The 12325-nt window shown below is 71.4% G+C and carries 10 protein-coding genes; 6 read left to right on the top strand and 4 right to left on the bottom strand.

Annotation, left to right across the window (positions count from 1 at the left end; translation table 11 throughout):
- The first annotated feature begins 122 nt into the window (after positions 1-122).
- The gene (locus tag HNP84_RS33465) at positions 123-1109 is read left to right on the top strand and encodes a LacI family DNA-binding transcriptional regulator (protein ID WP_185053943.1); all 987 of its coding nucleotides are present in this window, start codon (positions 123-125) and stop codon (positions 1107-1109) included.
- A 7-nt stretch (positions 1110-1116) separates the two neighbouring features.
- On the opposite strand, the gene mmsB is transcribed toward HNP84_RS33465, so the two are convergent.
- The 3 genes from mmsB to chvE all read right to left on the bottom strand — a co-directional run bounded on the left by mmsB (position 1117) and on the right by chvE (position 5113).
- Positions 1117-2388 carry a multiple monosaccharide ABC transporter permease gene (gene mmsB / locus HNP84_RS33460; protein WP_185053941.1) on the bottom strand — a complete coding sequence of 424 codons (1272 nt, stop codon included), beginning with the start codon at positions 2386-2388 and terminating at the stop codon, positions 1117-1119.
- A 5-nt stretch (positions 2389-2393) separates the two neighbouring features.
- On the bottom strand, positions 2394-3899 hold the full coding sequence (gene mmsA / locus HNP84_RS33455) for a multiple monosaccharide ABC transporter ATP-binding protein (RefSeq protein ID WP_221337106.1): 1506 nt from the start codon (positions 3897-3899) through the stop codon (positions 2394-2396).
- Between the two features lie 86 nt (positions 3900-3985).
- A complete protein-coding gene (chvE, locus tag HNP84_RS33450; RefSeq protein ID WP_185053937.1) occupies positions 3986-5113 on the bottom strand; it encodes a multiple monosaccharide ABC transporter substrate-binding protein in 1128 nt (375 codons plus the stop codon).
- 346 nt (positions 5114-5459) lie between these two features.
- On the opposite strand from chvE, the gene HNP84_RS33445 reads away from it, so the two are divergent.
- On the top strand, positions 5460-6242 hold the full coding sequence (locus HNP84_RS33445) for a maleylpyruvate isomerase family mycothiol-dependent enzyme (RefSeq protein ID WP_185053936.1): 783 nt from the start codon (positions 5460-5462) through the stop codon (positions 6240-6242).
- A gap of 6 nt (positions 6243-6248) precedes the next feature.
- On the opposite strand, the gene HNP84_RS33440 is transcribed toward HNP84_RS33445, so the two are convergent.
- On the bottom strand, positions 6249-7157 hold the full coding sequence (locus HNP84_RS33440) for a carbohydrate kinase family protein (protein WP_221337070.1): 909 nt from the start codon (positions 7155-7157) through the stop codon (positions 6249-6251).
- A 240-nt stretch (positions 7158-7397) separates the two neighbouring features.
- Between HNP84_RS33440 and HNP84_RS33435 the strand changes: the two genes are divergently transcribed.
- Genes HNP84_RS33435 through HNP84_RS33420 form a run of 4 tightly spaced genes read left to right on the top strand, consistent with a single transcriptional unit; the run spans position 7398 to position 12325 of the window.
- Positions 7398-8408 carry a LacI family DNA-binding transcriptional regulator gene (locus tag HNP84_RS33435; protein WP_221337069.1) on the top strand — a complete coding sequence of 337 codons (1011 nt, stop codon included), beginning with the start codon at positions 7398-7400 and terminating at the stop codon, positions 8406-8408.
- A gap of 44 nt (positions 8409-8452) precedes the next feature.
- Positions 8453-10057: an FAD-dependent oxidoreductase gene (locus HNP84_RS33430; protein ID WP_312926356.1), complete on the top strand. Its 1605-nt coding sequence runs from the start codon at positions 8453-8455 to the stop codon at positions 10055-10057.
- Between the two features lie 59 nt (positions 10058-10116).
- Complete coding sequence (locus tag HNP84_RS33425; protein WP_185053934.1) at positions 10117-11382, top strand: ABC transporter substrate-binding protein; 1266 nt, start codon at positions 10117-10119, stop codon at positions 11380-11382.
- A gap of 7 nt (positions 11383-11389) precedes the next feature.
- Complete coding sequence (locus HNP84_RS33420) at positions 11390-12325, top strand: carbohydrate ABC transporter permease (RefSeq protein WP_221337068.1); 936 nt, start codon at positions 11390-11392, stop codon at positions 12323-12325.

Below are 12325 nucleotides of genomic sequence, written 5' to 3'. Positions count from 1 at the left end.
AAAATAAGCGCCGCCCGGTGACACACCGGTGCCTTCCACGGTCCAAAATGGAGGCGGTGGATTTCTGGCATCTGTGTGAATGAGGTTCCGGGGTGGAGAAAAAGAGCGTTCGCGGGCCGGCGATGACCGATGTCGCCCGCCTGGCGGGGGTGTCGCACCAGACGGTCTCGCGGGTGCTCAACGACCACCCCAACGTCCGCGAGCAGACCAGGATCAGGGTGCGGGCGGCCATCGCCGAGCTGGGCTACCGCCCCAACCAGGCGGCGCGGGCGCTGGCCACCGGCCGCTCCCGCCTGCTCGGCGTGGTCACCCAGAACTCCACGCTGTACGGCCCGGCGTCGCTGCTGTCCGCCTTCGGGCAGGCGGCGGCCGACGCCGGGTTCGCGGTGAGCGTGGGCAGCGTGCGCAGGCTCGACCGGCGCTCGATCGCCGGCGCGGTCGAGCGCCACCTCGACCAGCGGGTGGCCGGGATCGTGGTGATAGCTCCGGTGGTGTCGGCCGGTGAGGCCCTGGAGCACCTGACCATCGACGTGCCGCTGGTCACCATCGACGGCGACCCCGAGCGGCCCGGCGCGCTGGTGACCGTGGACCAGCGGGCCGGCGCCGCCATGGCCACCCGGCACCTGCTGGAGGCCGGCCACCGGACCGTCTGGCACGTCTCCGGCCCGCGCGACTGGTTCGACAGCGCGGGCCGCATCGAGGGCTGGCAGCGCACCCTGCGCGAGGCGGGCGCCGAGGTGCCGCCGCTGGTGCCGGCCGACTGGACCGCCGAGGCCGGGTACCGCGCCGGGCAGATGCTCTCGCGCATGCCCGAGGTCACCGCGGTCTTCGCCGCCAACGACCACCTCGCCCTGGGCATCCTGCGCGCCATGCACGAACGCGGCCGGCGCGTGCCCGAGGAGGTCAGCGTGGTCGGCTTCGACGACGTGCCCGAGGCGGCCTACCTCATCCCGCCGCTGACCACGATCCGCCCCGACTTCGGCGCCGTGGCCCAGGCCGGGCTGAGCCTGCTGCTGAGCCAGATCGACTCCGGCCGGGCCGTCACCGAGCGCCGCACCATCGCCCCGGCGCTCATCTCGCGCTCCAGCGTCGCGCCGCCGCCCGCCTGACGGGCGGTCAGCGGGCCGCGCCGGCGCGGCGCTTGGTCCACACGTCGAAGGCGACCGCGGCGAGCAGGACGATGCCCTTGACCAGCATGACCCGCTCGCTGGGGGAGCCGATCAGCGACATGCCGTTGTTGATCACGCCCATGATCAGGCCGCCGGTGATCGCGCCCACGACCTTGCCGACGCCGCCCTGCACCGCCGCGCCGCCGATGAACGCCGCCGCGATGGCGTCCAGCTCGAAGGAGTTGCCCGCGGTGGGGCCCGCCTGGTTCAGCCGGCCGGCGAAGATGATCCCGGCCATGGCCGCCAGCACGCCCATGTTCACGAAGATCCAGAACACCACCGACTTGACCTTGATGCCCGACAGCACCGCCGCCTGGAGGTTGCCGCCCACGGCGTAGATGCGCCGGCCGAACACCGAGCGGTTGGCCAGCAGCGAGTAGCCCAGCACCAGCACCGCCAGCAGCACCAGCACCCACGGCAGGTTCTTGAACCGGGCGAGCTGCACGACCACCGCCATGATCAGCGCCGCGCCCGCGGCCGTCTTCAGCACGAACACCGGCAGCGGGTCCACGCCCTGGCCGTAGCCGGCGCGGGCGGTGCGGGTCCGCCACTGCGCCGCGACCATGCCCGCCACCGCCATCAGGCCCACCAGCAGGCTGAACAGGTCGGCCCCGCCCAGCACGCCCAGGCCGATGTTGCCGAGGTAGCCGTCGGTGAACCCGTTGGACAGCGTGCGCACCGCGTCGGGGAAGGGGCCGATGCCCTGGTTGCCCAGCACCGTCAGCGTCAGCGCGCGGAACAGCAGCATGCCGGCCAGGGTGACGATGAACGACGGGATGCCGAAGTAGGCGATCCAGAACCCCTGCCAGGCCCCGATCAGGCCGCCCACGACCAGCGTGATGAGCAGCGCGAGCGGCCACGGCACGCCGAAGTCGACCATGAGCACCGCCGCCACCGCGCCGGTGACCGCCACCACCGATCCCACCGACAGGTCGATGTGCCCGGCGATGATGATCAGGATCATCCCGACCGCGAGGATCAGGATGTAGGAGTTCTGCACGATGATGTTGGAGATGTTCTGCGGCTGGAGCATGGCGCCGTCGGTCAGCACGGTGAACAGCACGACGATCAGCGCGAAGGCGATGTAGATGCCGCTCTGCCGCACGTTGATCGACAGACTGCCCAGCGCCACGCGGCCGGGCCGGCGCGGCGGGCCCGAGCCGCCTTCCTTGCCGTCCTTCGGCCCGGCCTCGACGCCGGCGGGCGAGATGCTGCTCATCGGGGCTACTCCTGTCCGATCGTCATGTGGTACATGAGGCGTTCCTGGGTCGCCTCCTCGCGCGGGACCTCGCCGGTGATCCGGCCCTGCGACAGGGTGTAGATCCGGTCGCACAGGCCCAGCAGCTCCGGCAGCTCCGAGGAGATCACCAAGATCGCCTTCCCCTCGTCGGCCAGCCGGTTGATGATCGTGTAGATCTCGTACTTGGCGCCCACGTCGATGCCGCGGGTCGGCTCGTCCAGGATCAGCACGTCCGGGTCGGTGTGGATCCACTTCGACAGCACGACCTTCTGCTGGTTGCCGCCGCTGAGCTTGCCCACGGTGCTGGTCACGCCGGGCGCCTTGATGTTCATGCTCCGGCGGAACCCCTCGGCGACCCGGTACTCCTCCATCTCGTTCACCCAGCCGTGCCGGGCCAGGCCGGGCAGCCCGGCGGCGGAGATGTTCCGCTTGATGTCCTCGATCAGGTTCAGCCCGTAGCGCTTGCGGTCCTCGGTGGCGTACGCGATGCCGTGGTCGATCGCGTCGCGCACGCTGCGCAGCTCGATGCGCCTGCCGTCCTTGTACAGCCGCCCGGAGATGTTCACCCCGTACGCCCGGCCGAACACGCTCATCGCCAGCTCGGTGCGGCCCGCGCCCATCAGCCCGGCCAGCCCCACGATCTCGCCGGCCCGCAGCGTCAGCGACGCGCCGTCCACCACCTTGCGGCCCGGCTGGGTGGGGCTGTGCACGGTCCAGTCCTCCACCCGCAGCACCTCCGCGCCGATGCGCGGCTCGTGCGGCGGGAAGCGGTGCTCCAGGTCGCGCCCCACCATGCCGGCGATGATCCGCTCCTCGGTGACCCCGTCGGCCCGGTCCAGGGTGTCCACCGTGCGCCCGTCGCGCAGGATGGTGATCGAGTCGGCGATCTCGATGATCTCGTTCAGCTTGTGCGAGATGATCACGCAGGTGATGCCGGTGTCGCGCAGCCCGCGCAGCAGGTCCAGCAGGTGCGCGGAGTCCTCGTCGTTCAGCGCCGCCGTCGGCTCGTCCAGGATGAGCAGCTTCACCTCCTTCGACAACGCCTTGGCGATCTCCACGAGCTGCTGCTTGCCCACGCCGATGTCGGCGACCTGGGTCACCGGGCTCTCGCGCAGGCCCACCCGCTCCATCAGCCGCGCGGCCTCGTGGTTGGTGCGGTTCCAGTCGATCAGCCAGCGCGAGGCCCGCTCGTTGCCGAGGAAGATGTTCTCCGCGATCGACAGTTGCGGGCACAGCGCCAGCTCCTGGTGGATGATCACGATCCCGGCGTGCTCGCTGTCGCGGATGCCGCCGAAGCGGCACGGCTCGCCGTCGAAGACGATCTCGCCCTCGTACGAGCCGTGCGGGTACACCCCCGACAGCACCTTCATCAGCGTGGACTTCCCCGCGCCGTTCTCGCCGCAGATCGCGTGGATCTCACCGCGCCGCACCGAGAGGTTGACGTCCTGCAGCGCGGTCACGCCGGGGAAGGTCTTGGTTATCCCGCGCATCAGCAGGATGTGGTCGCTCACTGTCTCCAGGCCCTCTCAGGCGGGGGCGGGACGCGCGGCGCCCGCCCCCGATGCCGCAGGTGCTCTCAGCCCAGCTTGTCGGCGGTGTAGTAGCCGCTGCCGACGAGGATCTTCTCGTAGTTGGTCTTGTCCACGATCACCGGATCCAGCAGGTACGACGGGACGACCTTCACGCCGTTGTTGTAGTCGGCCGTGTTGTTCACCTCGGGCTTGCCGCCCTTGAGCACGGTGTCGGCCATGGTGACCGTCACCTTGGCCAGCTCGCGGGTGTCCTTGAAGATCGTGGAGTACTGCTCGCCGGCGATGATCGACTTCACCGAGGCCAGCTCGGCGTCCTGGCCGGTCACGACCGGGTAGGGCTGGCCGGAGGTGCCGTACCCGTTGCTCTTCAGCGCCGACAGGATGCCGATCGACAGGCCGTCGTACGGCGAGAGCACGCCGTCCACCTTCGCGTCACCGGTGTAGGTCTTGGTGAGGATGTCCTCCATGCGCTTTTGCGCCGTGGCCGGGTCCCAGCGCAGGATCGCCACCGTCTTGAAGTCGGTCTGGCCGCTCTTGACCGTCAGCACGCCCTTGTCGATGTACGGCTGGAGCACCGACATCGCGCCGTTGAAGAAGAACGTGGCGTTGTTGTCGTCGGGTGAGCCGGCGAACAGCTCGATGTTGAACGGCCCCTTGGCCGAGCCCTCCGACCCGTCGGCGTTCTTCACCTTCAGCCCCACCAGCAGCGAGGTGGCCTGCTGCACGCCGACCTTGAAGTTGTCGAAGGTGGTGTAGTAGTCGACGTTCGGGCTGTTGCGGATCAGCCGGTCGTAGGCGATGACCGGGATCTTGTTGTCGGCGGCCTGCTGGAGCTGGGTGGTCAGCGCGGTGCCGTCGATCGAGGCCACGATCAGCAGCTTGGCGCCCTTGGTGATCTGGTTCTCGATCTGGTTGACCTGCGTGGGGATGTCGTTCTCGGCGTACTGCAGGTCCACCTTGTAGCCCAGCTTCTCCAGCCCGGCCTTGACGTTCTCGCCGTCGCTGATCCAGCGCTCGGACGACTTGGTGGGCATCGTGACCCCCACCAGGGCGCCGCTGTTGTCGCCGGACCTGGCCTCGACGTCCACGGTCTTCTCGCTCGACCCGCAGGCCGTCATCGTGGCGGCGAGCGCGATCGCCGATGCGACCGTCGCGATCCGTCCGAACCTCATGATGTGTCTCCTCGCGCAGGGGGTGGTACGCGAAAGGACCGGCGACCGGCCGGTCGGTCTCTCCGCGCTGGCGGCCAGGTGTCACTCCTGCCTTGGGCCCCGAGTGTTATCGCTAACAAATCGGATGTCAACGATCCGGGATAACGTCTGTGAAACAGAACCTTTACGCGCGTCGCCCGAGGAACGGCGGCGCATCCGATCGGCGACTCACCGTTGTCAGCGCTAACTCGCCCCGCCGGCGCGCACGGGCTCGGGCGCATCGACGGCCGGGGCCCCAAACGCCGGTAACGCCGGTCAAAATGGGTAGCGGAACGGGCCGATCGGGAGACGCCGGCGGGGGGACGAGATGACGCTGCTGGGACACGAACGCTACTGCCGCGAGATCGCCGAGCAGACCGGCATGATCCGGCGGTTGCTCGCCGACGCCGATTTGTCCACGCCGGTGCCCACCTGCCCCGGGTGGTCCCTGGCCACCCTCGTGCGTCACGTCGCGGGCAACCTGCACACGCTCGACGCCGCCGTGCGCAACGGGAGCGCCGACGCCCCCGACACGCCGGTGCCCGCCGACACCGGCAGGGACGCCGAGAAGCCGGGCGTCCTGGACGCCTGGCTCGCCGACGGCGCCACCCGCTGCGCCGCGTCCCTGCGCAAGGCCGGGGCCGACGTCGAGGTGAGCGTGTGGGGGCTGGAGCAGCTCTCCGGAGCCTGGGCCCGCCGGGCCGCCCACGACGCGGCCGTGCACCGCGCCGACGCCGCCTTCGCGCTCGGCCAGGGCTACACCCTGGCCCAGGACCTGGCCGCCGACGCCGTGGACGAGCTGCTGGAGCTGTTTCAGGACCTGCGCGACTCGGTGCCCCGCCTGGCCGGGCTGCGCGGCCGGAACCGCAGCATCCACCTGCACGCCACCGACACCCCGCCCGAGCTGACCGCCGAATGGCTGATCGAGCTGGAGCCCGAGGGCTTCGCCTGGCGCCGCGCGCACGCCAAGGCCGGCGTCGCGCTCCGCGCCCCCCTCGCCGACCTGCTGCTCATCCTCTACCGCCGGCTGCCGCCCACCACCGCGCGGGCGCAGATCATCGGCGAGAAGGAGATCCTGGACTTCTGGCTGGACAACGCCGTCCTGGAGTGATCCCGCTCACGCCACGGTCGCGGCGAGCGAGGGCAGCAGCTCGGCGATCTCCCCGGGCGCCGGGGGCACCGCCCCGGCGCGGGTGCAGGCCACCCCCGCGGCGGCGCAGCCGTACCGCAGGGCCTCCGCGACGCGCTCGGGCGTGGGCTCGGCCCCGGCCAGCACCGACAGGTACGCCGCGGTGAAGGTGTCGCCCGCGCCCACCGTGTCGGCCACCCGCACCCGCGGCGCCGGACAGGTGATCAACGCGTCGCCCGCGACCGCCGCGGCCCCCTCCGCGCCCCGGGTCACCACCACCGGCCGCCCCCCGCGCCAATCCGCCCAGCGGCGCGCGACCCGCAGGCCGGGCTCGCCCGGGTACAGCCAGGCCAGATCCTCGGCGCTCACCTTGACCAGGTCGCAGGCCCGCACGCACTCCTCCACCAGCGCCACCGCCTCGGCGTGATCGCCCAGCAGCGACGGGCGTACGTTCGGGTCGTAGGACACCGTGATCCCGGCCTCGCTCGCGGCCCGCATCAGGGCCCGCACGTGCTCCCCGCCCGGCGCGACCAGCGCGGCCAGCGAGCCGGTGTGCAGGCATGAGACCCCCTCCAGGGGAATGGGCGCCCGCAGGCGCCACTGGAAGCGGAAGTCGTAGGACGCCGAGCCGTCCTCGCCGATCCGGGCGAAGGCCAGGCTGGTCGCGGGCGCCTCGGCCAGCTCGCCGGAGCCCACCCCGTACGCCTCCAGGTGCCCGCGCAGCAGGTCGCCGAAGAAGTCGGCGCCCGCCTCGCCGGCGAAGCGCACCGGCCGCCCCAGCGCCGCCAGCGCCACCGCCACGTTCATCGGGCTGCCCCCGGCCACGGCGGTGAACCGCCAGGTGCCCGGGGCGCCGATCAGGTCGACGATGCTCTCACCCACCACCAGGAACGTCACCCCGGCATCCTCCCACCGGGCCCGGCGGCGGGCGCGAGGACCCCCTGCGGCGGATCACGTTCACCGTCCGTCGTGGTGCGGCCGAGGCAACCATCCGCCACACCGGGGCCCGACGTCAAGGGGCTAATGCGAATTAGCCCAGGAAAAACCGGCTCTTGACGGAGTGCGGGGCGTGTTTCAGAATGATGCCTCACCGCGCTACTAATGCGCATTATCAGCTTCGACGGGATGTAACGCACCGTGATACGACGCCTGACGCAGCAGGACATCGCCCGCATGGCCGGGGTGAGCCAGACGACGGTGTCCCTGGTGCTCAACAACCGGGCCGACTCCGAGGTGCGGATCGCGCCCGAGACCCGCGAGCGGGTCCTGCGGGTGATCCGCGAGACCGGCTACGTCGCCGACCCGGTCGCGCGGCGGCTCGCCGACCGGCGCAACCGGATACTCGGCGTGTTCACCTACGAGGCCGTCTTCCCGGCCGCGAGCGCCGACTTCTACCACCCGTTCCTGGTCGGCATCGAGGAGTGCGCCGAGGAGGCCGGGTGCGACCTGCTGCTGTTCACCAGCGGCAAGGCGCACGGCGGCCGGCGGCGGATCTTCAGCGAGGACAGCCGGGTGCGCCTGGCCGACGGGTGCGTGCTGCTGGGCCGCACCATCGACCGCGACGACCTGGCCCGCCTGATCGCCGAGCGCATCCCGTTCGTGTCGGTGGGCCGCCGCGACGACGCCGGCGGGCCGGTGCCGTACGTCGGCGCCGACTACCCGCCCGCGGTCCGCGAGCTGGCCGAGCGGGTGGTCGCCCGCGGGCACCGGCGCCTGGCGTACGTGGGCGCGGGCGAGGGCGCGGAGTCCTACGCCGACCGCATGCGCGGCTTCCGCGAGGCGACGGCCGCGCTCGGCGTGGAAGGCGTCCACCTGCGCGAGCCCCGCCTGGAGGACGTGCTGGCCGCGGGCGTGACCGCGGTGTTCGTGGAGGAGTCGGCCGACGGCGTGACGCTGGTGCAGGCGGCCAGGGAGCGCGGCATGAGCGTCCCGGCCGACCTGTCGGTGCTCGCCCTCGGCGCGCTGACCCGGCCCGTCCACATCGACATCGACTTCTCCGGCTTCCGCATCCCGCGCCGGGAGATGGGCCACCGCGCCGTCGAGCTGCTGACCCAGGTGCTCGAACGCGGCGGCACCCCCCAGGAGCTGCTGGCCTGCGAGCCGGTGGAGGGCTCGACGCTGGCCGCGCCGTCCGGCGCGACACGGTGACCGCGCCACGAGCGCGGCCGACAACCCAGAAAGGTGCCTTTCACGTGCGTGAGATTTCGGCGGACGCGGTCGTCGTCGGCGGCGGGCTGGGCGGCGTGGCCGCCGCGCTGGCCCTGCTGCGGGCGGGCCGCACGGTGGTCCTCACCGAGGAGTACGACTGGCTGGGCGGCCAGCTCACCAGCCAGGCCGTGCCCCCCGACGAGCACTCCTGGGTGGAGCGGTTCGGGATCACCGCCAGTTACCGCGCGCTGCGCGAGGGCATCCGCCGCTACTACCGTGACCACTACCCGCTGACCGAGGGCGCCCGCGCCTGGCGCGAGCTCAACCCCGGGTCGGGGCACGTGAGCCGGCTGTGCCACGAGCCGCGCGTGGCCGTGGCGGTGATCGAGGCCATGCTCGCCCCCTACCGGGGCTCGGGCCGGCTGCGGGTGCTCCAGCCGTACCGGCCGGTCTCGGCCGAGGTGGACGGCGACCGGGTCACGTGCGTACGCCTGGCGCACCGCGACGGCGGCGGGGAGCTGACCGCGCACGCCCCCTTCGTGCTGGACGCCACCGAGACCGGCGAGCTGCTGCCGCTGACCGGCACCGAGTACGTCACCGGCTTCGAGTCCCAGGCCGAGACCGGCGAGCCCAGCGCCCCGCCGGAGGCGCAGCCGCTGAACATGCAGGCCGTGTCGGTGTGCTTCGCCGTGGACCACGTGGACGGCGACCACACCATCGACCGGCCCGCCTCCTACGGCTTCTGGCGGGAGTACCAGCCGCCGTTCTGGGGCGACCGGCTGCTGTCGTGGCGCTGCCCCAGCCCGCGCACCCTGGAGATCACCGAGCGCACCTTCACCCCCAACCCCGACGACGACACCCTCGCCGTCCGCGCCGACCAGCGGGTCAACCCCGGCGACGGCGACCTGTGGACCTTCCGCAGGATCGCCGCACGGCGCAACTTCGTCCCCGGCGCGTACGCCAGCGACATCACGCTGGTGAACTGGCCGATGATCGACTACCTGGAGGGCCCGGTCTTCGACGTGCCCGACGCCGCCGAGCACCTGGCCGGCGCCCGCGAGCTGTCCAAGTGCGTGCTGTACTGGCTGCAGACCGAGGCCCCGCGCCCCGACGGCGGCACCGGCTATCCCGGCCTGCGGCTGCGCGGCGACGTCACCGGGGGCGCCGACGGCCTGGCCCAGGCCCCCTACATCCGCGAGTCGCGCCGCATCCGCGCCCTGTACACGGTGGTGGAGCAGGACCTGTCGCTGGAGGTGCGCGGCGACAAGGGCGCGGTCGCCTACCCCGACTCGGTCGGGGTCGGCATGTACCGCATCGACCTGCACCCCTCCACCGGCGGCGACAACTACATCGACGTGGGCTGCTCGCCGTTCCAGATCCCCCTCGGGGCGCTGTTGCCGCAGCGGATGACGAACCTGCTGCCCGCCGGCAAGAACATCGGCACCACCCACATCACCAACGGGGCGTACCGGCTGCACCCGGTGGAGTGGAACATCGGCGAGGCCGCCGGGGCGCTCGCCGCCTTCTGCCTGGACAACGGCGTGCCGCCGCACGCCGTACGGGAGCGGGCCGGGCTCCTGGCGGACTACCAGCGGCGCCTGACCGACGACGGGGTCGAGCTGCGCTGGCCGGACGTGACCGGCTACTGAACCGGCTACCGACCCAAGATCACCACTCGGGGGACCCACCGAGAAGGAGAACCACCCTGATGAGACCACTCGGGAAGCTCGCCGCCGTCGCGGCCCTGTCCGTGCTCGCCGTCTCCGCGTGCGGCGGCGGCGGCACGCCCGCGCAGTCCGCCGGCCCGAAGACGCTGCGCATGACGGTGTGGACCGCCAGCGAGCCGCACCTGACGCTGCTGAACGAGATCGCCGCCGAGTACAAGAAGACCCACCCAGAGGTCGCCGAGATCAAGTTCGAGTCGATCCCGGCCGAGACGTACACCACCACGCTCACCACCCAGATCGCCGGCGGCAACCCGCCCGACCTGGCGTGGATCCTGGAGGGCTCGGCCCCCGACTTCGTCGCCTCCGGCGCGCTGGCCCCGATCAAGGCCAAGCTGGACAACGCCGCCGACCTCATCCCCAGCGTGACCAAGCTGTGGGAGAAGGACGGCGAGCTGTACGCCTACCCGTTCTCCACCTCCCCGTTCGGCATGTTCGTCAACACCGACCTGCTCGAGGACGCCGGCCAGGACGACCCGGCCGACCTGGTGAAGTCGGGGGAGTGGACCTGGGAGAAGGCCATGGCCATGAGCGCGGCCGTGGCGAAGAAGGGCAAGGCCGGCCTGGTCATCCCGGACTTCGACGACTACAAGAACTGGACGAACCTGTCCACGATCTGGGGCGGCTGGGGCGCCTCCGCCTGGAGCGCCGACGGCAAGACCTGCACCTTCAACAGCCCCGAGATGGTCGAGGCCATGACGTTCTTCCACAAGTCGGTCTTCACCGACAAGGCGGTGCCCGGCCCCGGCACCACCGTGGACTTCACCGCCGGCGACGCGGCCATGGCGGTCTCGCAGATCTCCCGCGCCGGCACCCTGAAGGAGGCCGGCTTCGGCTGGGACCTGGTGCCGCTGCCCAAGGGCCCCAAGGGCGAGTACGCGGTGATCGGCCAGGCCGGGGTGGGCGTGCTGAAGAGGTCGCCCAACGCCGAGCTGGCCACCGACTTCCTGGCCTTCTTCACCAACCAGGCCAACTCCGCCAAGCTCGCCCAGTTCTTCCCGCCGCCGCGCCAGTCGCTGCTCACCGCCGAGACGCTGGCCAAGAGCAACCCGCTGCTCAAGCAGGAGCAGTTGCAGCAGGTCGTGATCGAGGGCATCGGCAAGGGCGTGGTCAAGCCGACCCACACCGGCCAGGAGGAGCTGCTGCAGACCGTGCGCACCGCGCTGGACCCGCTGTGGAAGCCGGGCGCCGACGTCAAGGCGGTCCTGGACGGCGTGTGCGCGAAGATCCAGCCGATGCTGGGCGCGTGAGATGGTCGTGACCGAGGCCGAGACCCGGGCGGTGGCCGAGCGCGCCGCCGCCCGGCGGCCCTTCTGGACCATCCGCCGCCGCGACTACCTGGTGGGCTACCTGTTCATCACGCCGCAGCTCGCCGGCAGCGTGGTGTTCGTGCTGCTGCCGCTGGTCCTGGTCGGCTGGTACAGCATGCAGGAGTGGAACGTGCTGGCGGGCACGTTCGAGTTCACCGGCGCCGAGAACTACGCCAAGCTGGCCGCCGACGCCAACCTGCGCTCCGTGCTGGCGGCCACCGGGATCTTCTCCGCCGGCCTGGTGGCGCTGAACCTGACCCTGGCGCTGCTACTGGCGATCCTGCTCAACCAGCGCCTGCGCGGCACGACGCTGTTCCGCACGCTGTTCTTCTCCCCGGTGCTGGTCTCGCTGGTGGCCTGGACGATCGTGTGGAAGTTCCTGCTGCAGGCCGAGGGCGGCATCAACGGCGTGCTCGGCGCGGCCGGGATCGACGGCCCGAACTGGCTGCGCGGCGAGGCCACGGCCATGCTCTCGGTGATCGTGGTCCAGGTGATCAAGAACGTGGGCCTGAACATGGTGCTGTTCCTGGCCGCGCTCCAGGGCGTGCCCGCCCAGCTCTACGAGGCCGCCAAGATGGACGGCGCGGGCGCCTGGACCAGGTTCCGCCGCATCACCGTCCCGCTGATCAGCCCCACCATCCTGCTCACCTCGATCATCACGGTCGTCGGGTCGCTGCAGGTCTTCGCCCAGATCGCGGTGCTCACCCAGGGCGGTCCCGGCACCTCCACCACCGTGCTGATCTACTACCTGTACCAGCAGGCGTTCCAGTTCCATCACTTCGGCTACGGCGCCACGATCTCGGTCCTGCTGTTCCTCATCGTCGCGGCGCTCACGCTGCTGCAGTGGCGCCTGCGCCGGAAGTGGGTCTTCAATGAGGCATAG

Origin of the sequence: Thermocatellispora tengchongensis (assembly GCF_014202315.1) — a bacterium.
GTDB lineage: Bacteria > Actinomycetota > Actinomycetes > Streptosporangiales > Streptosporangiaceae > Thermocatellispora > Thermocatellispora tengchongensis.
Note: the sequence above shows the minus strand (reverse complement) of the source record. Positions and strands in the feature narration are given on the sequence as shown.

Coding starts and splice junctions, on each gene's coding strand:
- HNP84_RS33465 (WP_185053943.1), top strand. CDS start 123: ATGACCGATGTCGCCCGCCTGGCGGGGGTGTCGCACCAGACGGTCTCG.
- mmsB (WP_185053941.1), bottom strand. CDS start 2,388: ATGAGCAGCATCTCGCCCGCCGGCGTCGAGGCCGGGCCGAAGGACGGC.
- mmsA (WP_221337106.1), bottom strand. CDS start 3,899: ATGCGCGGGATAACCAAGACCTTCCCCGGCGTGACCGCGCTGCAGGAC.
- chvE (WP_185053937.1), bottom strand. CDS start 5,113: ATGAGGTTCGGACGGATCGCGACGGTCGCATCGGCGATCGCGCTCGCC.
- HNP84_RS33445 (WP_185053936.1), top strand. CDS start 5,460: ATGACGCTGCTGGGACACGAACGCTACTGCCGCGAGATCGCCGAGCAG.
- HNP84_RS33425 (WP_185053934.1), top strand. CDS start 10,117: ATGAGACCACTCGGGAAGCTCGCCGCCGTCGCGGCCCTGTCCGTGCTC.